Annotated in this window: 28 protein-coding genes and 3 pseudogenes; 5 read left to right on the plus strand and 26 right to left on the minus strand. The window is 59.5% G+C overall.

Annotated features, from left to right (window positions below; translation table 11 throughout):
* Positions 1–53: 53 nt before the first annotated feature.
* On the minus strand, positions 54–557 hold the full coding sequence (gene rplO, locus AC0L39_RS10925) for a 50S ribosomal protein L15 (protein ID WP_473257826.1): 504 nt from the start codon (positions 555–557) through the stop codon (positions 54–56).
* Between the two features lie 195 nt (positions 558–752).
* On the opposite strand from rplO, the gene AC0L39_RS10930 reads away from it, so the two are divergent.
* Entirely contained in the window at positions 753–2,474 is a 1,722-nt protein-coding gene (locus tag AC0L39_RS10930) for a DUF885 domain-containing protein (protein WP_473257828.1), read from the plus strand.
* Between the two features lie 84 nt (positions 2,475–2,558).
* On the opposite strand, the gene rpmD is transcribed toward AC0L39_RS10930, so the two are convergent.
* From rpmD to AC0L39_RS11055, 25 genes and pseudogenes are all read right to left on the minus strand, one after another.
* Complete coding sequence (gene rpmD / locus AC0L39_RS10935) at positions 2,559–2,744, minus strand: 50S ribosomal protein L30 (RefSeq protein WP_152434960.1); 186 nt, start codon at positions 2,742–2,744, stop codon at positions 2,559–2,561.
* 5 nt (positions 2,745–2,749) lie between these two features.
* Positions 2,750–3,628 carry a 30S ribosomal protein S5 gene (gene rpsE / locus AC0L39_RS10940; RefSeq protein WP_473257830.1) on the minus strand — a complete coding sequence of 293 codons (879 nt, stop codon included), beginning with the start codon at positions 3,626–3,628 and terminating at the stop codon, positions 2,750–2,752.
* A 2-nt stretch (positions 3,629–3,630) separates the two neighbouring features.
* Positions 3,631–3,975: a 50S ribosomal protein L18 gene (gene rplR, locus AC0L39_RS10945; protein WP_473257832.1), complete on the minus strand. Its 345-nt coding sequence runs from the start codon at positions 3,973–3,975 to the stop codon at positions 3,631–3,633.
* 1 nt (position 3,976) lies between these two features.
* A complete protein-coding gene (gene rplF, locus AC0L39_RS10950; protein ID WP_473257834.1) occupies positions 3,977–4,510 on the minus strand; it encodes a 50S ribosomal protein L6 in 534 nt (177 codons plus the stop codon).
* The gene (gene rpsH, locus AC0L39_RS10955; RefSeq protein WP_473257836.1) at positions 4,510–4,905 is read right to left on the minus strand and encodes a 30S ribosomal protein S8; all 396 of its coding nucleotides are present in this window, start codon (positions 4,903–4,905) and stop codon (positions 4,510–4,512) included. The genes rplF and rpsH overlap by 1 nt, the downstream gene beginning before the upstream one ends.
* An 11-nt stretch (positions 4,906–4,916) precedes the next feature.
* Positions 4,917–5,222, minus strand: coding sequence for a 30S ribosomal protein S14 (gene rpsN / locus AC0L39_RS10960; protein ID WP_473257837.1), 306 nt, complete (start codon positions 5,220–5,222; stop codon positions 4,917–4,919).
* 43 nt (positions 5,223–5,265) lie between these two features.
* Positions 5,266–5,847: a 50S ribosomal protein L5 gene (gene rplE, locus AC0L39_RS10965; RefSeq protein ID WP_473257839.1), complete on the minus strand. Its 582-nt coding sequence runs from the start codon at positions 5,845–5,847 to the stop codon at positions 5,266–5,268.
* Positions 5,840–6,161, minus strand: a pseudogene (rplX, locus tag AC0L39_RS10970) (50S ribosomal protein L24). The gene rplE and the pseudogene rplX overlap by 8 nt, the downstream one beginning before the upstream one ends.
* Before the next feature lies 1 nt (position 6,162).
* Positions 6,163–6,531 carry a 50S ribosomal protein L14 gene (gene rplN / locus AC0L39_RS10975; protein WP_473257841.1) on the minus strand — a complete coding sequence of 123 codons (369 nt, stop codon included), beginning with the start codon at positions 6,529–6,531 and terminating at the stop codon, positions 6,163–6,165.
* 68 nt (positions 6,532–6,599) lie between these two features.
* The gene (gene rpsQ / locus AC0L39_RS10980; RefSeq protein ID WP_473257843.1) at positions 6,600–6,902 is read right to left on the minus strand and encodes a 30S ribosomal protein S17; all 303 of its coding nucleotides are present in this window, start codon (positions 6,900–6,902) and stop codon (positions 6,600–6,602) included.
* A gap of 10 nt (positions 6,903–6,912) precedes the next feature.
* On the minus strand, positions 6,913–7,125 hold the full coding sequence (gene rpmC, locus AC0L39_RS10985) for a 50S ribosomal protein L29 (protein ID WP_473257845.1): 213 nt from the start codon (positions 7,123–7,125) through the stop codon (positions 6,913–6,915).
* Entirely contained in the window at positions 7,125–7,559 is a 435-nt protein-coding gene (gene rplP, locus AC0L39_RS10990; RefSeq protein ID WP_390587304.1) for a 50S ribosomal protein L16, read from the minus strand. The genes rpmC and rplP overlap by 1 nt, the downstream gene beginning before the upstream one ends.
* A gap of 21 nt (positions 7,560–7,580) precedes the next feature.
* Positions 7,581–8,277: pseudogene (gene rpsC, locus AC0L39_RS10995) on the minus strand (30S ribosomal protein S3).
* 1 nt (position 8,278) lies between these two features.
* A complete protein-coding gene (gene rplV / locus AC0L39_RS11000) occupies positions 8,279–8,662 on the minus strand; it encodes a 50S ribosomal protein L22 (protein ID WP_473257846.1) in 384 nt (127 codons plus the stop codon).
* The gene (gene rpsS / locus AC0L39_RS11005) at positions 8,662–8,937 is read right to left on the minus strand and encodes a 30S ribosomal protein S19 (RefSeq protein ID WP_473257848.1); all 276 of its coding nucleotides are present in this window, start codon (positions 8,935–8,937) and stop codon (positions 8,662–8,664) included. The genes rplV and rpsS overlap by 1 nt, the downstream gene beginning before the upstream one ends.
* 6 nt (positions 8,938–8,943) lie before the next feature.
* Positions 8,944–9,780, minus strand: coding sequence for a 50S ribosomal protein L2 (rplB, locus tag AC0L39_RS11010; protein WP_473257850.1), 837 nt, complete (start codon positions 9,778–9,780; stop codon positions 8,944–8,946).
* A gap of 8 nt (positions 9,781–9,788) precedes the next feature.
* A complete protein-coding gene (locus tag AC0L39_RS11015; protein ID WP_473257852.1) occupies positions 9,789–10,097 on the minus strand; it encodes a 50S ribosomal protein L23 in 309 nt (102 codons plus the stop codon).
* Positions 10,090–10,713 carry a 50S ribosomal protein L4 gene (gene rplD, locus AC0L39_RS11020; RefSeq protein WP_473257853.1) on the minus strand — a complete coding sequence of 208 codons (624 nt, stop codon included), beginning with the start codon at positions 10,711–10,713 and terminating at the stop codon, positions 10,090–10,092. Before rplD ends, AC0L39_RS11015 begins: the two co-directional genes overlap by 8 nt.
* A 3-nt stretch (positions 10,714–10,716) precedes the next feature.
* Positions 10,717–11,529 (minus strand): 50S ribosomal protein L3, encoded by an 813-nt coding sequence (rplC, locus tag AC0L39_RS11025; RefSeq protein WP_473262361.1) that lies wholly within the window; start codon positions 11,527–11,529, stop codon positions 10,717–10,719.
* 282 nt (positions 11,530–11,811) lie between these two features.
* The gene (rpsJ, locus tag AC0L39_RS11030; protein WP_006831877.1) at positions 11,812–12,123 is read right to left on the minus strand and encodes a 30S ribosomal protein S10; all 312 of its coding nucleotides are present in this window, start codon (positions 12,121–12,123) and stop codon (positions 11,812–11,814) included.
* Between the two features lie 313 nt (positions 12,124–12,436).
* Complete coding sequence (gene tuf / locus AC0L39_RS11035; RefSeq protein ID WP_473257856.1) at positions 12,437–13,627, minus strand: elongation factor Tu; 1,191 nt, start codon at positions 13,625–13,627, stop codon at positions 12,437–12,439.
* Between the two features lie 92 nt (positions 13,628–13,719).
* On the minus strand, positions 13,720–15,813 hold the full coding sequence (gene fusA / locus AC0L39_RS11040) for an elongation factor G (RefSeq protein ID WP_473257858.1): 2,094 nt from the start codon (positions 15,811–15,813) through the stop codon (positions 13,720–13,722).
* A 116-nt stretch (positions 15,814–15,929) separates the two neighbouring features.
* Positions 15,930–16,401: pseudogene (gene rpsG / locus AC0L39_RS11045) on the minus strand (30S ribosomal protein S7).
* Positions 16,402–16,651: 250 nt separating this feature from the next.
* Positions 16,652–17,023 (minus strand): 30S ribosomal protein S12, encoded by a 372-nt coding sequence (rpsL, locus tag AC0L39_RS11050; protein WP_067108793.1) that lies wholly within the window; start codon positions 17,021–17,023, stop codon positions 16,652–16,654.
* Positions 17,024–17,343: 320 nt separating this feature from the next.
* Positions 17,344–18,771 (minus strand): KAP family P-loop NTPase fold protein, encoded by a 1,428-nt coding sequence (locus AC0L39_RS11055; RefSeq protein WP_473257862.1) that lies wholly within the window; start codon positions 18,769–18,771, stop codon positions 17,344–17,346.
* Between the two features lie 628 nt (positions 18,772–19,399).
* Between AC0L39_RS11055 and AC0L39_RS11060 the strand changes: the two genes are divergently transcribed.
* The 4 genes from AC0L39_RS11060 to AC0L39_RS11075 all read left to right on the plus strand — a co-directional run bounded on the left by AC0L39_RS11060 (position 19,400) and on the right by AC0L39_RS11075 (position 21,795).
* On the plus strand, positions 19,400–20,077 hold the full coding sequence (locus AC0L39_RS11060) for a hypothetical protein (protein WP_473257865.1): 678 nt from the start codon (positions 19,400–19,402) through the stop codon (positions 20,075–20,077).
* A 183-nt stretch (positions 20,078–20,260) separates the two neighbouring features.
* Complete coding sequence (locus tag AC0L39_RS11065; protein ID WP_473257866.1) at positions 20,261–20,677, plus strand: hypothetical protein; 417 nt, start codon at positions 20,261–20,263, stop codon at positions 20,675–20,677.
* A gap of 106 nt (positions 20,678–20,783) precedes the next feature.
* Positions 20,784–21,170 (plus strand): hypothetical protein, encoded by a 387-nt coding sequence (locus AC0L39_RS11070; protein ID WP_473257869.1) that lies wholly within the window; start codon positions 20,784–20,786, stop codon positions 21,168–21,170.
* A 1-nt stretch (position 21,171) separates the two neighbouring features.
* A complete protein-coding gene (locus AC0L39_RS11075) occupies positions 21,172–21,795 on the plus strand; it encodes a hypothetical protein (protein WP_473257870.1) in 624 nt (207 codons plus the stop codon).
* Positions 21,796–21,799 lie beyond the last annotated feature (4 nt).

Genomic DNA, 21,799 nt, shown 5'->3' on the forward strand with positions numbered 1-21,799 from the left:
AGATAGGGAGCAGGAGGCCAGTTGTCGAACCCCCTGCCCACGCTTTTCTCGTATTATTTCTTGGCGTCGGCCTTGGCGGCTTTCACTTCGGCATTCGTCGGAGCGGTCACTTCTACGCTGCCGCCAGCCTTTTCGACGGCTGCAATCGCGCCCTTGGTCGCGCCGGTGACGACGAACTTGACCTTGGCCTTGATCTCGCCCTTGCCGAGCAGACGAACTCCGTCCTTGCCGCCGCGAACCAGTCCGGATGCACGCAGTGCCTCTTCGGTGACGTCCTTCTTGCCGTCGAGCTTCTTGGCGTCGATCCATTTCTGGACCATGCCAATGTTCACTTCTGCGTAGTCCTTGCCGAACGGATTGTTGAAGCCGCGCTTTGGCAGGCGCATGTGAAGCGGCATCTGGCCGCCTTCAAAGCCTTTGATCGCGACGCCCGAACGGCTCTTCTGGCCCTTCTGGCCGCGGCCCGAGGTCTTACCCTTGCCGGAGCCGATCCCACGGCCCACACGCATGCGCTCTTTACGGGCGCCTTCATTATCACGGATGTCGTTGAGTTTCATGTTGCACTCGCTTTCGCTTTTGTTCGCGCTGATGTGATGGACCCCGGGGCCCGAATGGAAGGCGCGCGCATAGCGGCCACAGAGGTGCATTGCAACCATATTGCGGTGCAAAATTTGCCGGGCGATGGATCGGGCCAATGCTTGTGTTCCAGACCAATGCCCCTAGGCTCGACAACTGCATTGGGGGAAATACATATGATCAAGACAAAAATTCTGGTCGGAGCGGCGGCAATCGCTCTGACCCTGACCGGCTGTGAGCAATTGTTGGGCGAATCAGGCGAATCCGCATCGTCCGAAGTCAGCGCGGAATGGGCAGCATTTTCCGACAGTTTTATCGAAGACTACTTCGAGCAAATCCCGTTCTGGGCAGTGAATGCAGGTCGTCACGAATATGACGGCCAATTGCCCGACTGGAGCCCGGAGGGTGTGGCCGAGCAGGTCGCCTTCTTCGAAGAGGTGCTCGCCGAGGCCGAGGCGATGGACGATCTCTCGCCGGCAGAACAGTTGCAGCGCGATCAGCTGGTGCTGGTGGCCAAGGATATGCTGTTCAAACTGACCGAGGAAGGCGCGCTCGCCAATCCGGATTTCTATTCATGGGCGCTGGACCCCAGCGTCTATATCGCGCGGCCCTATGCCAGCGCGGAGGAGCGCATGAAGGCGCTGATCATTTTCGCCGATAGCACAGCAGTGGCCGCCGGGCAGATCAAGGCGAATATGCCGCTACCCTTGCCCAAGACTTTTGTGAAATATGCTGATGCGGGATACAACGGCTATGCCGAATTCTATCGCGGAGATGCGCGCGCCGCCTTTGCCGAGGTCGATGATCCGGAGCTGCAGCAACAGCTAGTCGAGGCCACCGAGCGCGCGGCTGCGGCGATGGAAGATCTGGCCGACCACGCGACCAGTCAGCCGGGCATTGATGGCGGGTTCGAACTGGGTGCGGAACGGTTCCTGAAAATGAACCTGACGGGCGAAGGCATCGATGTCTCGCTGGAAGAGTTGAAGAGGATCGGCCAAGCCGATCTTGAACGCAATCAAGCCGCGCTGAAGGCAGTTTGCGAAAGCTATGCCCCCGGCGCTTCGATGGCCGACTGCATGCTCAAAATGCAAGCCGACAAGCCCGAAGACGGCCCCGTAGTCGAGGCGCGCAACCAACTGCCTATGCTGCGCGAATTCATGGTCGGCGAGGACCTGGTTTCCATTCCGGGGTCCGAACAGGCGCTGGTCGAGGAGGCACCTCCGTACAACGCCCAAAACTCAGCCTATATCGACATACCGGGCCCGTTCGAGGAAGGGATGCCGTCGGTCTACTATATCGCCCCGCCCGACCCCGCTTGGGACGAGGCAACCCAGCAAGCCTCGATTCCAAGCCGCGCGGACCTATTGTTCATATCCGTCCACGAAATCTGGCCGGGCCATTTCCTGCAATTCCTCCATTCCAACCGCTCCGACAATTTGCTCAGCCGGGTGTTCGTGACTTATGGCCTCGCCGAAGGATGGGCACATTACACCGAAGAGATGATGTTGGACGCTGGCTTGGGTGAAGGCGATCCGGCCATCACGATCGGTCAGCTTTCCAACGCCTTGCTGCGGAACTGCCGCTATCTTTCCTCGATAGGGCTACACACCGGAGGGATGACGGTCGGAGAGAGCGTCGAATTCTTCAAGGACGAATGCTATCAGGACGAAGGAACGGCATTGCGGCAAGCGGCTCGCGGAACCTATGATCCGCGCTATCTCAACTACACCCTCAACAAACTGATGATCCGCAAACTGCGCGAGGATTGGACGGCCACACGCGGCGGGCGCGAGGCATGGAAGGACTTTCACGATACCTTCTTGTCTTATGGTGGACTTCCCGTCCCCTTCATCCGGCAGGCGATGATGGGTGAGAACGAACCTCGCAGCGTGTTCTGAACCTGCTTCACATCGCGACATGCAAAAAGCCCCGGCCTTGCGACCGGGGCTTTTTAAGTTTCAAACCGGTTGAACGGTTGAGTTCTAGTCGACCACCTCGACGAGATGCGGGATCTTGGCGATCGCGCCGCGAACTTCAGGGGTATCCTGACGCTCGACGACCTTGTGCATCTTGTTGAGCCCAAGACCGATGAGGATCTTGCGCTGGCTTTCGGGACGACGGATCGGTGAACCGATCTGCTTGATCTTTACAGTCTTCTTGGCAGCCATTGATCTTACTCCACAACTGCTGCGGCGTCGGCTTCTGCCTCGGCCTTGTCAGCGCCGCCGCGACCCAAAAGGTCGGCGACTTTCTTGCCGCGACGCTGCGCAACCGACTTTGGCGAAGTCTGGTTGACGAGCGCATCGAAAGTGGCGCGGATCATATTGTACGGGTTCGACGTGCCGACCGACTTGGTCACAACGTCGGCAACGCCGAGGCTTTCGAACACGGCACGCATCGGACCACCGGCGATGATGCCGGTACCCGGAGGCGCTGTGCGGATCGTGACCTTGCCCGCGCCGAACCGGCCGTTTGCATCATGGTGCAGCGCGCGGCCTTCCTTGAGCGCAACGCGGATCATGTGCTTGCGAGCCGCAGCGGTGGCCTTGGTGATCGCCTCGGGCACTTCGCGGGCCTTGCCCTTGCCGAAGCCTACGCGGCCCTGGCCGTCACCGACGACGACGAGTGCGGCAAAGCCGAAACGCTTACCACCCTTGACCGTCTTGGAGACGCGGTTGATGTGCACCAGCTTTTCGATGATGCCGTCATCTTCTTCCTGACGACCGCCACGACGATTATCGCGGCCACCACGGCCACGGCCACCGCCGCCACCGCGATTGTCACCGCCGCGTCCACGGCCACGGCCCTGTTGCTTGGGCTGTTCCGTCGGAGCAGTGGTCGGTTGAGCGGTAGGCTCGGCAGCAGCAGACTGATTGTCGGCAGCTTCCGAAGGTGTTTCGGCGACTGCCGGAGCCGCAGCAGCTTGTTCAGCCGCCGCATCGGTGCCTTCGGGCATCGTCGCAGCGGCCTTCGCCGCAGCCACTTCAACCGTTTCGGTCACTTCCGGAGCCGTCTTCTCGGCTTCGTTTTCTGGTTTCTTTTCGTCAGCCATTCTTAGAACTCCAGCCCGCCTTCACGGGCGGCATCGGCCAGCGCCTTGACGCGGCCATGGAACAGGAACCCGCCGCGATCGAACACGACAGTGGTCACGCCAGCTTTCTTGGCGGCAGCAGCGATGTCCTTACCGACCTTGACGGCGGCATCGACATTCGCACCCGAGGACTTCACGCCCAGGGTCGATGCGGCGGCCACGGTGCGGCCTTCGGCATCGTTGATGATCTGCGCGTAGATGTGGCGGCCAGTGCGGTGCACCGACAGGCGCGGCTTGTCACCGGAGCGAGCGCGGAGCGCGCTGCGGACACGGCGACGACGACGTTCAAAGAGAGAGAGCTTTGCCATCTTACTTCTTCTTCCCTTCCTTGCGGAAGACATACTCGCCGCGATACTTGATACCTTTGCCCTTATAAGGCTCAGGCTTACGAAACTCGCGGATCTCGGCGGCAAACTGGCCAACGGCCTGCTTGTCGATGCCGGAAATCTCGACGGTCGTCTGATCGGGCGTTTTCACTTCGATGCCTTCCGGCACCGGGAGATCGACATCGTGGCTGAAGCCGAGTTCCAGCTTCAGGGTCTTGCCCTGCGCCTTCGCACGGTAACCAACGCCGGAAATCTCGAGCGTTTTGGAAAACCCTTCGGTCACACCTTCGACCAGATTCGACACCAGCGTGCGCTGCATGCCCCAATAGGAGCGCGCCTGCTTGCTGTCATTGGCCGGATTGACCTGGATCTCGTCGCCCTCGACCTTGTAGTCGATGAGGTCGGACAGACCCAGGGTCAGAGTGCCCTTGGGGCCCTTCACGCTCAGCGTGCCGTTTTCGATATTGGCCGTCACCCCGCTGGGGATCGGGACCGCCTTTTTACCAATGCGGCTCATCAGAAGACCTCCGCAAGCACTTCGCCGCCGACATTGCCTTCACGCGCTTCGTTGTCCGAAAGCACGCCGCGAGGGGTCGAGACGATGGTGATGCCAAGGCCGTTGCGCACTACGGGGAGCTCTTTCGAACCCGAATAGACGCGGCGGCCCGGCTTGGAAACGCGGCTTACGTGCTTGATAGCAGGTTCGCCTTCGAAATATTTCAGTTCGATCCGCAGCGCCTTGTGCTTGCCGGTTTCGTCTTCGCTGTAGCCACGGATGTAGCCTTCGCGCTGAAGAACCTCGAGCACGTTTGCACGGAGCTTGGAAGCGGGCGAGAGGACGGAATCCTTCTTTGCCTGCTGTCCGTTACGGATGCGGGTGAGCATATCACCCAGTGGATCGGTCATAGCCATTCGTCAGATCCTCACCAGCTCGACTTGGTCAGGCCTGGAATCAGACCCTTGTTGCCGAGGTTGCGCAGTTCGATACGATTGATGCCGAACTTGCGATAATAGCCGCGCGGGCGGCCGGTGGTGGAACAGCGGTTGCGCACCCGGGTCGGGTTCGCATTGCGCGGTATTTCAGCCATCTTGAGGCGGGCGATCAGACGCTCGCTCTCGTCAAGGCTCTTGTCATCTGCAATCGCCTTCAGCTTCTCGTACTTCGCTGCGTACTGTTTAACGAGCTTCTTGCGACGCTCATTCTTGTTGATGGAACTCAGTTTCGCCATTGGACTTAAGCTCTCTTGCTTTCTGTTACTGTCGAGAAACGGCTCACGCCGCTTCCTTCTGTTCGCTCTTGGCCTCGCCCTGGAAAGGGAAGCCGAAAAGACGCAGCAATTCGCGCGCCTCTTCATCGGTGTTCGCGGTGGTGGTCACGATAATGTCCATGCCGCGAACTTTTTCGATCTTGTCGTAGCTGATCTCGGGGAACACGATCTGTTCCTTGAGACCCATCGCATAATTGCCGCGCCCGTCGAACGACTTGGCGTTCAGTCCGCGAAAGTCACGGATGCGTGGCATTGCGATGGTTACGAGACGATCCATGAATTCGTACATGCGGTCGCGGCGCAGGGTTACCTTGCAGCCGATCGGCATGCCTTCGCGCAGCTTAAACTGTGCGATCGACTTCTTCGCCTTCGTAATGACAGGCTTCTGACCAGCGATCAGAGCCATTTCTTCAGCTGCGGTCTGGACCTTCTTCTTGTCCTGGCTCGCTTCGCCCACGCCCATGTTGAGCGTGACCTTTTCGAGGCGCGGGACTTGAAGACGGTTGGTGTAACCGAACTTCTCGGTCATCGCCTTGACGATCTCGTCGTCATAGCGTGACTTCATGCGTGGAGTGTAATCAGCCATCGATGGTCTCCCCACTCTTTACTGCGATACGCACCTTCTTGCCGTCCTTCTCTTCGAAGCGGACACGGGTGGGCGAGATCGTCCTTGGGATCAGCCACAGCAACCTTGGCGATGTGCATCGGGGCCGGGAAACGGTCGATGCCACCCTGCGGGTTCTGCTGGCTCGGCTTGCGGTGACGGGTCATCACGTTGATGCCTTCGACAATGATCTTGCCGTCTTTCGGCATGACCTGCTGGACAGTGCCGGTGCGGCCCTTGTCCTTGCCCGAAAGCACGACGACCTTGTCGCCCTTCTTGATCTTAGCGGCACCCATTTTAGAGGACCTCCGGTGCGAGCGAGATGATCTTCATGAAACCACGGCTGCGCAGTTCGCGCACGACCGGGCCAAAGATACGCGTGCCGATCGGCTCTTCGCTCTTGTTCACGAGGACCGCTGCGTTGCTGTCAAAGCGGATCACGCTGCCATCGGGACGACGAACGTCCTTCTTGGTGCGAACGATCACGGCGCGATGTACGTCGCCCTTTTTGACCTTTGCGCGCGGTTGGGCTTCCTTCACGGAAACCACGATCACGTCGCCAACGGAAGCAAACCGGCGCTTCGACCCGCCCAGCACTTTAATGCACTGGACGCGCTTTGCGCCGCTATTGTCCGCGACGTCGAGATTGGATTGCATCTGGATCATTGATCCGTTCCTTCTCTTGGCTTTCCGGGACTTTGGCCAGAGGCCAGCCCGGGAGTTCCTACGTCAAATTACTCGGCACCACCGGGTGTGGCTTCAGCGACTTCGAGGTCGGCCTCGATTGCCTGTGTACCGCCTGCAACAACCCGGTCCTTAACAGCCCAGGTCTTGGTCTTGGAGATCGGTTTGGTCTCCTCGATGCGGACGATGTCACCCATGGTGAATTCGTTCTTCTCATCGTGAGCGTGATACTTCTTCGAACGACGGATAATCTTCCCGTAGAGCGGGTGCTTCACCTTGCGTTCGACCAGCACGGTCACGGTCTTGTCGGTCTTGTCGGAGGTGACAGTCCCGATCAGGATACGTTTCGGCATTGTCTACTCCTTACGCCTTTTCAGCGGCGGCTTTGGCCGCGCGCTCGTTTTGCAGCGTCTTGATCTGCGCGATATTGCGGCGCACTTCGCGAATGCGCGAAGGCTTTTCCAGCTGGTTGGTCGCTGACTGGAAACGCAGGTTGTACTGCTCACGCTTCAGCTCGGTCAGCTCGGTGGAGAGCTGGTCGTCGGTCTTCGTGCGAAGATCTTCGATGTCGGCCATCATTCGCCTCCCAGGTGGCTGGTGTCACCCAGACGGGCGACGACTTTCGTCTTGATCGGAAGCTTCATCGCGGCGCGCTCGAAAGCGGCTGCGGCAATCGGTCCCGAAACACCATCGAGTTCGAACAGGATACGGCCCGGCTTGACCCGAGCTGCCCAGTATTCGACCGAGCCCTTGCCCTTACCCTGACGAACTTCGGCAGGCTTCTTGGACACGGGAACGTCCGGGAAGACGCGGATCCAGAGACGACCCTGACGCTTCATGTGACGCGTGATCGCGCGGCGAGCCGCTTCGATCTGGCGTGCGGTGATCCGCTCGGGTTCAAGAGCTTTGAGACCGTAGGAGCCAAAGTTCAGCGTAGTGCCGCCCTTTGCTTCGCCCTTGATCCGGCCCTTGAAGGCCTTGCGGTACTTGGTTTTCTTCGGTTGCAGCATGGCTTTTTCCTAATCCTGCAATCAGCGAGCCGGACGAACGCCGGAGGTCTGCGATTCCATCATCAGGCGGTCCTGTGCGGTCGGATCGTGAGCGAGAATTTCGCCCTTGAAGACCCACACTTTGATGCCGATGATGCCATACGCAGTCAGCGCTTCGGTTTCAGCGTAATCGATGTTCGCGCGGAGAGTGTGAAGAGGCACACGGCCCTCACGGTACTGCTCGACACGGGCGATTTCAGCGCCGCCAAGGCGGCTCGCCGCATACGATCTTGATGCCTTCGGCACCAAGGCGCATGGCCGACTGCATGGCGCGCTTCATCGCGCGGCGGAATGCCACACGGCGAACGAGCTGGTCGGCGATCCCCTGAGCGACGAGCTTGGCATCGATTTCCGGCTTGCGGATTTCGACGATGTTCAGCTTCACTTCGCTGTCGGTCATCGTGGCAAGCTTCTGGCGCAGCTTTTCGATGTCTGCGCCTTTCTTGCCAATAATGACACCGGGGCGAGCCGCGTAGATCGAGATGCGGCACAGCTTTGCCGGACGCTCGATCACAACCTTCGAGATCGCTGCCTGTGTCAGGTTCTCGACGATATACTTGCGGATCTTGATGTCTTCGCTGAGCAGCGCGGCATAGTCACGCCCTTCGGCGTACCAGCGGCTGTCCCAGGTGCGGTTGATCTGCAGGCGCAGACCGATCGGATTGCTCTTCTGACCCATCTTACGCCTCTTCTTCTTCCTGTTCGCGAACCACGATGCGCAGCTTGCTGAACGGCTTCAGGATACGAGTCGACTTGCCGCGACCACGAGTGTGGAACCGCTTCATGGTGATCGACTTGCCAACCGAAGCCTCGGCAACGACGAGAGCGTCGACGTCGAGATCGTGGTTGTTTTCCGCATTGGCGATCGCCGATGCGAGAACCTTGGTCGCGTCCTTGGCCATCGCCTTCTTCGAGAAGGAGAGGATGTTCAGAGCCTCTTCGGCCTTCTTGCCGCGGATCAATTGCGCAACGAGATTGAGCTTCTGAGCCGAACCGCGAATCTGCGTGCCGACGGCCAGGGCCTCATTATCCGCAACGCGGCGTGGTGATTTTGCCTTGCTCATTAGCGCTTGCCCTTCTTGTCGGACGCGTGGCCGGGGAAGCTGCGCGTAGGCGCGAATTCACCGAGCTTGTGACCGACCATTTCTTCCGAAACCGAGACGGGAATGAATTTGTGTCCATTATAAACGTTGAAGGTCAGCCCAACGAACTGCGGCAGAATGGTGGAGCGGCGCGACCATGTCTTGATCGGCTTGCTGCTGCCAGCTTCCTGTGCGTCCTCTGCCTTCTTGAGCAGGCTGAGCTCGACAAACGGACCTTTCCATACGGAACGTGCCATCGTGTCTTACCTCTTCTTTTTCGCGTGACGCGAACGGATGATCATTTTGTCCGTCTGCTTGTTCTTACGGGTGCGGGCGCCCTTGGTCGGCTTGCCCCACGGAGTAACCGGATGACGGCCACCGCTGGTGCGGCCTTCACCGCCACCATGCGGGTGATCGACCGGGTTCTTGGCGACGCCGCGGGTCAGCGGACGACGGCCCTTCCAACGGGTGCGGCCAGCCTTGCCGAAATTCTGGTTCTGGTTGTCGGGGTTCGAGACCGCTCCAACCGTACCCATGCAATCGGAACGCAGGTAACGCTGCTCACCCGAGTTCAGGCGAACAATGACCATGCCGCGGTCACGGTCGACGATCTGGACATAGGTGCCTGCGCTGCGAGCGATCTGCCCGCCTTTGCCCGGCTTCATCTCCACATTGTGGCAGATCGTGCCGACCGGCATCTGACCTAGAAGCATCGCATTGCCCGGCTTCGTGTCGACCTTTTCACCGGCGACAACCGTGTCACCGACAGCGAGACGCTGCGGGCACAGGATGTAAGCCAGTTCGCCGTCTTCGTATTTCAGAAGCGCGATGAAGGCGGTGCGATTTGGGTCGTACTCGATCCGCTCGACGGTAGCGGGAACATCCCACTTCCGGCGCTTGAAATCGATGAAGCGATACTTTTGCTTGTGACCGCCGGCGATGCCACGCGAGGTGACATGACCCTTGTTGTTCCGGCCGCCGGTCTTGCGCTTGCCTTCCGTGAGCGACTTGACCGGTCCACCTTTGTGGAGACCGGACTTGTCGACCAGGATGAGGCCGCGGCGCGCGGGGCTCGTTGGTTTGTAGTTCTTGAGTGCCATGATCCGCCTCAGATACCGCTGGTGATGTCGATCATCTCGCCGTCAGCGAGCCTCACAACAGCCTTTTTGAAGTCCGAACGCTTGTAGGGCTTGCCCCGCCAGCGCTTCGTCTTGCCCTTGGTGAGAATGGTGTTCACCGCGACGACCTTCTTGTCGTAGATCGCCTCAACCGCTTCCTTGATCTGCGGCTTGGTTGCGTCATTCGCCACCTTGAAGACCACCGCGTTGCTCTCCGAAGCCATTGTCGACTTTTCGGTGATGTGCGGGGCCAGGATCACGTCGTAGTGACGCGAGTCGATGTCTTGCTTTTTAGCCATTGAAGCGCGCCTCCAGCTTTTCGACCGCGTCCTTGGTGAGGACCAGCGTATCGTGATTGAGGATGTCGTAAACGTTGGCGCCGGCAGCAGGCATCACATTGATGCCTGGAAGATTGCCAGCAGCCTTCTTGAAGCCGTCGTCAACGCTTTCGCCGTCGATCACGAGCACCTTGCCGGCAAAGCCGTGCTTGGCGAGGTGACCCTTGAGCGTCTGCGTCTTCGCTTCTTTCAGTGTCAGGCTGTCGAGGACCACCAGGCCATCTTTCGCCTTGCTCGAAAGCGCCATCTTCAGACCGAGAGCGCGGATCTTCTTGTTCAGCGACTGCTCGAAGTCACGCTTGCGCGCGCCGTGAGCCTTACCGCCGCCGATGAAGATCGGAGCGCCGCGATCGCCGTGGCGAGCGCCGCCCGAACCCTTTTGCGGGCCGTGCTTCTTACCGGTGCGAGCAACGTCGGAGCGCTCACGCGTGGGACGTGCAGTGGCACGGCGGTTTTCGAGCTGCCAGGTGACAACGCGGTGCAGGATGTCTGCGCGCGGCTCGACACCGAACACGGCATCGTTCAGCTCGATGTCGCCCGACGCCTTCCCGTCGATTTTCTGGACCTTCACCTTCATGGCTTAGTCTTCCTTCTTCTCGTCGCCAGCGGGAGCGTCGGCTGCCGGGGCGCAATCGCCTGCGGCTGCTTCTTCACCCTGCGACGGGGTTTCGATGGTCTCGTCTTTCGGAGCCTCGGTTTCGGTCTGCGGCGCCGCCGTTTCGACGACGGCTGCCGGGAATGGCAGGTCATCGGCTGCAGCAAGCTTGATCGCATCGCGAACCAGCAGCCAGCCATTCTTCGAGCCAGGGACCGAGCCCTTTACGAAGATGAGACCACGGTCGGCGTCGGTACGAACCACTTCGAGGTTCATCTGGGTACGCTGGCGATCACCCATGTGACCGGCCATCTTCTTGCCCTTGAACACGCGGCCCGGATCCTGGCGGTTACCCGTGGAGCCGTGCGAACGGTGAGAGATCGAGACACCGTGGGTGGCACGAAGGCCGCCGAAGCCCCAACGCTTCATGGCGCCGGCAAAGCCTTTACCCTGCGTGTGACCGGTGATGTCGACCTTCTGGCCGGCAACGAAGTGGTCGGCACTGATCAGCGCACCAACGGGCGGAAGCCCTTCTTCGCTTTCGACGCGAAATTCTGCGACGCGCTTCTTCAGCCCGACACCGGCCTTGCCGAAATGTTCACGCTGCGGCTTCGCCACGTTTTTCTGTTTTGCTTCGCCTGCACCAAGCTGGACAGCGAAGTAGCCGTCCGTATCTTCGGTGCGGTGCGAGACGACCTGGCAATCTTCCAGCGCGAGCACGGTTACGGGCACGTGCCGTCCGTCCTCCTGGAAGAGGCGGGTCATCCCTACCTTCTTTGCGATCACGCCTGTGCGCATCGTCAATAACTCCTACACAGAGGCACCAAAGGACCATCCCAAGGTGCTTGCCAGCCCAAATTGTCATGCATCGCCCCGTCCGGGCTGAGTGCCGCCCTGCACGCTTCGTGCAGTTTGGCGAGACGGGGGACGCAGCCCGGTTGAAACCGGCGGTATCCCAATGTCTTGCCGATCCGGTGTCAGATCGGCGGGGCCGTTGGAGCCCCGAAATTTCCTGGCAGCTTTACGTCCACCAGAAGGACGGCAACCCCGACTCAAGTCCGGGGTTGAAGGCAAACCCGCTTATGCGAGCTTGATTTCGACGTTCACGCCGGCAGCCAGGTCGAGCTTCATCAGAGCGTCGACGGTCTGGGCATTGGGCTGCACGATATCGAGCAGCCGCTTGTAGGTGCGCACCTCGAACTGCTCGCGCGACTTCTTGTCGATGTGCGGGCCGCGGTTCACGGTGAACTTCTCGATACGCGTCGGCATGGGAATGGGGCCACGAATAAGAGCACCCGTACGACGCGCTGTGTCTGCAATCTCGCCAGTGGCCTGATCGAGAACGCGATGGTCGAACGCCTTGAGGCGAATACGGATATTCTGTGCTTCCATTACCTATACCGATGCGAAAGAGCCAAGGAGCGTTTTACCGCTCCCAAAAATAAAAGGCCCACCCTGTTTCCCCGGTTACCCGGACGGGAGGCCCCATGAATTTCGTTGCAACGGAAACGAATCCCCGTTGGCTTGGTCGCGCATATACGTAGACAGTTGGATTCTGGCAACCCCGAAAGCCCACGAATTTCACGCTATTTGCGTTCGGAGCACATTCCCGCTTGCGGCAACACTCCCCTCACATAAATTGGGGCCCGGCTCTCATGTGAGAACCGGGCCCCGAATTTCGTGCGCTCCTGAAGGGAGCAGCAGCTTACTTGGTGATCTTCGCAACCACGCCCGAGCCAACGGTGCGATCGCCTTCGCGGATTGCGAAGCGCAGACCTTCGTCCATGGCGATCGGTGCGATCAGCTTGACGTTGATCGTCACGTTGTCGCCCGGCATCACCATTTCGGTGCCATCGGGAAGGATCACTTCGCCGGTGACGTCGGTGGTGCGGAAGTAGAACTGCGGGCGGTAGTTGGCGAAGAACGGCGTATGACGGCCACCTTCGTCCTTCGACAGCACGTAGACTTCTGCGCTGAATTCGGTGTGCGGATTGACCGAACCCGGCTTTGCGAGAACCTGGCCACGCTCGACATCTTCACGGTAGACGCCGCGAACCAGCGCTCCAATGTTGTCGCCTGCTTCGCCGCGATCAAGCAGCTTGCGGAACATTTCGACGCCGGTGACGGTCGTCTTTGCGGTGTCCTTGATGCCGACGATTTCGACTTCGTCGCCGACGTTCACAACACCTGTTTCGACACGGCCGGTAACAACCGTACCGCGGCCCGAAATCGAGAACACGTCTTCGATCGGCATGAGGAAATCCTTGTCAACCGGACGATCCGGCTGCGGGATGTGCTCGTCGACGGCCTTCATCAGCTCGACGATCGAGTTCTTGCCGATTTCGTCGTCACGACCTTCGAGAGCGGCCAGAGCCGAGCCCTTGACGATCGGAATGTTGTCACCGTCGAAATCGTAGCTCGAAAGCAGTTCGCGGACTTCCAGTTCGACGAGTTCGAGGATTTCCTCGTCGTCGACCTGATCGACCTTGTTCATGTAGACGACAAGCGCCGGAACACCGACCTGACGAGCGAGCAGGATGTGCTCGCGGGTCTGCGGCATGGGGCCGTCAGCAGCGTTCACAACAAGGATCGCGCCGTCCATCTGGGCAGCACCGGTGATCATGTTCTTCACGTAGTCGGCGTGACCCGGGCAATCGACGTGCGCATAGTGACGCGCATCGGTTTCGTATTCGACGTGTGCGGTCGAGATGGTGATCCCGCGCTCACGCTCTTCCGGAGCCTTGTCGATGTTTGCGAAATCGACAGCTGCGCCGCCATAGACTTCCGCCATCACCTTGGTGATAGCCGCGGTCAGCGTCGTCTTGCCATGGTCAACGTGACCGATGGTGCCGATGTTGCAGTGCGGCTTGTTCCGCTCAAATTTTTCCTTCGCCATTTTTCAAATAACCTCGTTTTGAAATTGATATTTCTGCGGGAGAAAGGCGGCGCCCGCTGAATCAGGCGCCGCCACTAGACCGACTTGCCTGCTTAGGCAAGCTTCTCCTTAACCTCTTGCGCCACTGTCGACGGCACTTCGTCATAGTGGCTGAACTGCATCGTGTACTGGGCACGGCCTTGCGAGAAGGAGCGCAGTTCATTCACGTAGCCGAACATGTTTGCCAGCGGGACCATCGCTTCGACTGCAATGGCGTTGCCACGCACGTCTTGACCCTGGACCTGTCCACGGCGCTTGTTGAGATCGCCGATGACGTCGCCGAGGTAGTCCTCGGGGGTCACGACTTCAACCTTCATCACCGGCTCGAGCAGCTTGATACCGGCCTTCTGAGCCGCTTCACGCATTGCACCGCGGCCCGTGATCTCGAACGCAACCGTGCTCGAGTCGACATCGTGGTACTTGCCGTCGATCAGGCGGATCGTGAAATCGATGATCGGGAAGCCGACGAGGAAGCCGCTTTCAGCCTGCTCGCGCATGCCCTTTTCCACAGACGGGATGTATTCGCGCGGAATGTTACCGCCCTTGATCTCGTCTTCGAACACGACGCCCTGGCCGCGCTCGCCTGGCGAGACAACAACCTTGGCTTCACCGAACTGACCCGAACCACCCGACTGTTTCTTGTGAGTGTAGGTCACTTCGACTTCGCGGCCGAGAGATTCACGGTAGGCCACCTGCGGCGCACCGACATTGGCTTCGACCTTGAATTCGCGCTTCATCCGGTCAACGAGGATGTCGAGGTGAAGCTCGCCCATGCCCTTGATGATCGTCTGGCCCGATTCGTGATCGGTCGTGACGCGGAAGCTCGGATCTTCTGCAGCCAGGCGGTTGAGCGCAACGCCCATCTTTTCCTGGTCGGCCTTGGTCTTGGGTTCGACCGACAGCTCGATGACGGGATCGGGGAATTCCATGCGCTCAAGGATGATCGGATTGGACGGATCGCAAAGCGTATCGCCCGTCGTCGTTTCCTTGAGGCCTGCAATCGCCACGATATCGCCGGCAAACGCCTCATCGATGTCCTCGCGGTTATTCGAGTGCATCAAGAGCATACGGCCGATCTTTTCCTTCTTGTCTTTCACCGAGTTCATGACCGTGCCTTTCGACAGCTGGCCCGAATAGATGCGGGTAAAGGTCAGCGAGCCCACGAACGGGTCGTTCATGATCTTGAACGCCAGTGCGGAGAACGGCGCGCTGTCCTCGGACGGACGGGATGCCTCTTCGTCGCTATCGGGCAGCGCGCCCTTGATCGCGGGAACGTCGAGCGGCGAAGGCATGTAGTCGACCACTGCATCGAGCAGCGGCTGAACGCCCTTGTTCTTGAACGCCGAACCACACAGCACGGGAACGAACGCGCGCTCCATCGTGCCCTTGCGGATGAGCCGCTTGAGCGTTGCCGCGTCCGGAATTTCGCCTTCGAGGTACGATTCCATGACATCGTCGTCCTGTTCGACAACGGTCTCGATCAACTGCTCGCGATATTCAGCAGCCTTGTCGGCAAGGTCGGCCGGGATATCGACGTACTTGAACTCGGCACCGAGACCATCGTTTTCCCACACGATCCCGCGATTGTTCACGAGGTCGACCACGCCCTGAAGGTCGCTTTCCGCGCCGATCGGGAGATATAGAACCAGCGGCGTCGCGCCGAGACGGTCGATGATCGACTGTACACAGTAATAGAAATCCGCGCCGGTCCGGTCCAGCTTGTTGATGAAGCACATGCGCGGAACGCCGTACTTGTCGGCCTGGCGCCATACGGTTTCGGACTGCGGCTCAACTCCGGCCACGCCGTCGAACACGGCGACTGCGCCATCGAGCACGCGCAGCGAGCGTTCGACTTCGATCGTGAAGTCGACGTGTCCGGGCGTGTCGATGATGTTGATGCGGTGCTTGGGACCTTCGCCATCTTCGGCGGACCAGAAGGTCGTGGTCGCAGCCGAGGTGATCGTGATCCCGCGCTCCTGCTCCTGCTCCATCCAGTCCATCGTCGCGGCACCATCGTGCACTTCGCCGATCTTGTAGGACTTTCCGGTGTAGTACAGAATACGCTCGGTCGTGGTGGTCTTGCCGGCATCGATGTGAGCCATGATGCCGATATTACGATAGCGCTCCAGCGGATACTCGCGGGCCATAATCTATTCCTTAAACGTCTTGGGGGCCGCCAGCTAAGCGGGTCGGCACCCCATATAGTGACGATTGTGACGGGCGAAAGACGCAGCCGAAGCCCCGGCCCCGCCCATCCACAATCTTACCAGCGGTAGTGCGAGAACGCGCGGTTCGCGTCCGCCATGCGGTGCGTGTCCTCGCGCTTCTTCACAGCGTTGCCGCGGTTGTTCGAAGCATCCATCAGCTCGCCCGAAAGGCGCGCGCTCATGGTGGTTTCGGGACGGCTCGCGTGCAGCCGAGATCAACCAGCGGATCGCGAGCGCCTGGGCGCGCTCGGGGCGAACCTCGACCGGCACCTGGTACGTCGCACCACCAACGCGGCGGCTGCGCACTTCGACCTGCGGAGCGACATTGCTGAGCGCATCGTGGAACAGCTGGACCGGATCGGTCTTCGCCTTGGTTTCCACAGTTTCGAGCGCGCTGTACACGATACCTTCTGCAACGGCCTTCTTACCGTCCAGCATCAGGTTGTTCATGAACTTCGAAAGGACCTGATCACCGAACTTGGGATCGGGAAGGATAACCCGCTTTTCGGGCCTACGACGACGTGACATTTTGCATAACTCCTTCGGAGTGCGCCTCAACATCCGTCGAGGCTTGGCGGCTCCAGCCCTCTCCCCCACCCGGCCACCCAAAGGATACCTCGTGAGGTGTCCGGGTGGGGAAGAGGACTGGCCCCGCGTTGAACTCTAATCCGGCTCCGGTCTGCTCCCCCACCCTTCTGCCCATATGGATAACTTCCGGGTGGAAGGGTGGGGGAGCGGGCCGGTGCCGTAGCTGAAGGCGGATGCCTTCAGCGCACCATTATTTGGGCCGCTTGGCGCCGTACTTCGAGCGGGACTGCTTGCGGTCCTTGACACCCTGCGTATCGAGCACGCCGCGAAGGACGTGGTAACGAACGCCGGGAAGGTCGCGAACACGGCCGCCGCGGATGAGCACGACGGAGTGCTCCTGCAGGTTGTGGCCTTCGCCCGGGATGTAGGAGATGACTTCGCGCTGGTTCGTCAGGCGCACCTTGGCAACCTTACGCAGAGCGGAGTTCGGCTTCTTCGGAGTCGTGGTATAGACGCGGGTGCAAACGCCGCGCTTTTGCGGGTTCGCTTCCATCGCAGGGACCTTGGACTTGGCCTTCTGCGGAGTGCGGCCCTTGCGGACCAGCTGGTTGATCGTCGGCATATGAGTCTTTCTCTTCACCGTATGGAGGTGACACCAAGACCGATTTGCATGGAGGAAGCTTGCTCAAACCGCCCGCGCTGCGCATCTGCCAAAGCAGAGGGCACGGAGCCGATTGACCAAGCTGAAACGCTCCACCCAGATCGGGCCCTTCGGCCACCGGGTTACTTTGACGGATGCCCCACTAAAGCGTGCCTTCGTGAGAAGGATCGCCCCAATAGAAAAGGCCTTGCTTGTGACAGCAAGACCTGCGGGACAGGACCGGCAATGTTCAGCTCTATTGTCAGAGGGGACTCGTGAGAGGCCGATCTGATGGGGCGCACTTAGCGATGGGCAGGGGGTTGGTCAAGGTCTGACAGACCAATCGCTCCCACATCATTCAAGAGGGATTTGTATCCAGTTGGTGCGGTCCTCTCACTCTGACCACGCAGAAACCATTGCACATATTCGTTGAAGGGAGACTCGCTCGAAACCTGCCTTATTGCGTCGCGCTTTGTAAGACTGAAGATTCCTCGAAGCTCTCCAATGACGAGATCGGCTTCGTTCCACTGAGAATCGCCGAAATCACTCCCAAAGCCGTATTCCCAACGTCGGCCCGCCTCTTTGTCGTTACCGCCAATACCGGCACAGATAAGTTCCGTTAGATAAACGCCTTCAAGCGGCTCATTGGCAGTGATTGCAAGACAGGTTTGCAGCCGATCAAAAAAGCGAAAAACGCTTCGGGGAGCGATTTCCCTGAATTCCAATAGGCGAGTGATCATTTCACTTTTTGACAGTTCTTTTCTGTTAGACCTCAGTTTTGGGAATTCCAGTCTCTCTCCATCTGGTAATTTCTTGAATAGTTGCTCAACAAGAGCGGAGAGAGTTGGAAATGGTAGGCTGATTTTCCTATCAATGAATCGATCGAGATATGAGGCGCCATCAAACCGATCTCCGTAAAGCCCCGAAACCGCCTTCCCAAGCTGTTCCGAGTTAACGCCCAGCACAAAAACAACGCCCGGCACGGCAAATAGGTGCTTTACCTCCTCCAAGAACTTAATCGCATACGAAGGTCGGCATCGGTCAAGTTCATCAACGATCAGGAAAATTGGAGGTCCACAATCTGTTGACGAAATGGCTCTGACCAAAGCATCCAAAGACCTCAACATATCCTTCATCGCTTTTCGGCCCGCTTCGAACTCCGCAAGCCGTGATGCTAGAAGTTGGTTTGTCCGGATAGCCTGAAGCTCTTCCTCCATATCCTCAACGGCATCAGCCACCGCTTCATTAATGTCTTCTTTGACTTCCTCTAATTGCTCTTCACTGGTATCCGACCAAACTTCGGAAATACCGTCTACAGCCGCTCCAGTAAGTGCGACCTGAGCACCTCTCTTAAGTAAGCCCTTACTCCCGATCCAAAGAACGCGACCTGTCTTGTTCGCAAAATCGGCCCACTTCTGTTTGATGGATGGGTCTGATCGAACGAGCGGCTCTACAGAGATCTTGATGACCGAAGCGAGTGCGACCAACGGCTCGTCAAGCAGATCGTCTGACCAAGCGTCGATATACGCGACAGGATGGGAACCTCTTAATTCGAGTTCTAATCCTTTAAGAAAGAACGTCTTCCCAATACCATACTCTGCATCAACGCCGACCACGAGCGATCGCTTATCATCCAATAAGGTTCCATGCTCAGATACGGTCTCGGCGTAAGCGATAAGATCCTGAGCCAGTTGCCTCCGATCAAATAAATCCTGATCCCAAGAATCCATCGTGCTTTGTACTCCTATGCTTATGGCACAGAACGAGTCCGAGTCGACAAAAATTTCCCGAGAATCATAACCCTAGTGCACTGCGCACGGCTATTTTCTCAAGGTCTTCTCGCTTTCCTACCAACAGAATTTCTGCAATCTGGTCGTGGCTATGCCCAAGCCACCTTCCCCGTCCGACACCCGGCACCAGACTCTTTGTGTGCGGCAAGCGCCTCCACGCTTGCGATATCCTCGCGCCAATACGCTTGGTGCCTCATCGCTAGCTCGCGCCAGAACGGCGGCACAGCCGCCGCAAGGGCGACCGCCCGCCCGCAGGCCCGCGAGGGCCGAGGATTTCGCGCGCCGGATGGCGTGCGGACAAAAAAGACTCAAAACCTTTCCTCTTGGTCATGCCCTCAAGGCCAGCGCGTGTCTCAGCCGTGTACTGACCAAGCCAAACGCTCCCAGCGCAACCGGGATGACTCTTTTGTTTGCGCCCTCAAACGCCGGGCGCGACGCATCCGCGTCGCTTGGCTTCGCCGCATAAGCGGCGGCGCGCGGTCGCGCGCTGGCTCGCCTGCGGCTCGCACCATTCCCGGCCACATGGCATTTTCCTACTTCGCGGGAATGTGCATACTCCCATTGAGCCATGACCAAGCTCACCAACCATCGCGCCACTCCCCGCCAAGCAACCTCCGCCGTCGCCTACTCCGCCGAGCCGCCTGCGCTTTCCGATCCGCTGCTCGGTTTCGAGCCGGTTCCGCACAAGGCACCGCGTCGCAACTCGATCACGCCCGATCTCCAGCGCGCCTTCATCGCGCATCTCGCCGCCACCGGGATCGTCACCGCCGCCGCCAAGCATATCGGCAAGAGCATGGAGGCGCTCTACAAGCTGCGTGCGCGGCCCGGGGCGGAGGGCTTTCGCGCCGCATGGGACGCGGCTATCGACCGGGGTGTCTCGCGCCTCGAGGCAACCGCCCTCACCCGCGCGATTCAAGGCGAGGAGCGCATGGTCGTCTCCGCCGGCAAGGTGCTCGGCACCGAGACCCGGCATAACGAGGCGCTCGTCACCTTCTTCCTGCGCAGCCGCCTGCCCCATCGCTATGGCAGCGGAGCGCTCGTCCCCGGTCATCCCGCCTACGAAGCGCTCAAGGAGCAGCTGCGCGCAGAGTGGCAGGCCGAGCAATACGAGGCGCGCAACAGCGAGGAAAACCGCGCGGCAAACCTCGAGTTCTTCACCGACCTGCGCGAACGCTGGCGCCGCGAATGGGAGGCGGAGCGGCATGCTGAAAAGACGAAGCGACGCGTTTTGAGCAAGTCAGAGTAAATCCTTCGCCGCGGATCACTTCTCAGCCAGCCGATGCGCTCGGATATTTAGCTAACATCTCTAATATAGTCGGAGAATGTTCCATCATGCTTGGAGTTTACTGAACAGAATCGCCAATCGCATGATTTTCTGCAATACTTGCCGTGTCCGGGTCGCGCTGAAATCCATAGAGGGAGCGGATTCATGGCTGGACGATCTATACTGGTAAGGCTTGCGGTTTTGGCATTGGCAGCGGCATTCCTCGGTACGACCGGGCCCGCCAGCGCGCAGGCCGATCTGCGACCGGGCATACGCTTGTTGCAGGCGGAGGCCCGGGCCGGCGAAGAGGTCGAGGCCCGAGTGGTTGCGACAAATGTCGGCAGTGAGCCAAACGGCGATGCCTTCTCGATCGACATGTTCGTCACACGCGAGACGATCCCGACAACGCGGGCGCGCTTTTCGGAGAGCTATTTCGATGGGGTCCTGCTGCGCGGCGGCAGAGCCGGTGTGCGGCGGCGGCTCGCGCGGGGCGACAGCTTTGGCTATGCCGAAAAGGCGCAATTGCCAGCCGACATGGTGAGCGGAACGTACAGGCTATGCGTGCGGGTCGATCTCGCTTGAAACCATTGCCGAGCGCAATGAGGACAACAATACGATTTGCGTGCCGCTCAGGGTGGTCGGTCAACCGCAGCTCGCCGCTCCGCCGGAGGCAATCGAGGAGTCTCAGATGGCGACGACCTCTCCCGCAACTGACGCGCCCCAGCCGGACGGAAACGCGGTTACAATGCTGCCCGACGGGCGGATCGAGCGCCGCGATCCCGACGGCTCCATACAGCGGCTGGATCCCGTGACAGGAGCCATATCAATCGTGCTGCCGGACGGGACGGAAGCCTACCCATATATCCAGGTCCAGTCGACCGACCTTCCAGCGCTCCCGAGCGGCCTTAGAGGTTGGGGCGATGGCCTAGCCGAGGCGCTACTTGGACTGCTCGCCGCCGGTTTCAGCGACAGCGAGATGGGAATCTATCGCCAACGTGAGGAAGGTTTGAGCTATTACGAGAAGGTTCGCTCGCGATTGTTGGCGCTCAATTTCATCCTCGAACGGGGCTATTGATATGCGGCGTGCACATTTCCCGATCCGTACCGCGCCCCTAGCCTGTGCGCTCATGCTCGCCACGACCAGCTCGGCTGCGCCGCCCGACGAGCCGGCGACCGAACAAGAAACTGGCGAGGATGGCGCAGAGGACTTCATGGCGGAGATGGACGAATATTTCGCCACTAACGAAGACAAGGTGCTGATGCCCGAAGTCGTCGATCCGCAAATCCTCGATGAGGCGGGTCAGGCAGCGATGCGCGATGCGATCCGCGGCTACTACGAATACCGCACCAATGGCTACCGCCACCGCTCGAACGTGTTTGAATGGCAGCTGTTCTCCTCGAAGCTGATCTTCGCAATCGTGGTGCTGCTCGTGAGCGCCGGCGTGTTTTTCTCATGGATGCAGTTTCGCGCCGGCATGGGCGGACCAACCGCGTCACGGCGCAGACGGAACAGTGTAGAGGAAATCGAAGCGGGAACAGTCGAGATCGGCGAGGACGCAGAGCAGGTCACGACGATCAGCATTTCCGAAAAGGGCCTGCAATTGTCATCCCCTATCCTCGGGGTCATCATCCTGTTTATTTCACTGGCGTTTCTCTACCTCTATCTGGTTTATGTTTACCCGATCGAGGAGATTTTCTGAGCAG

The organism is Erythrobacter sp. K21-9, assembly GCF_055808355.1.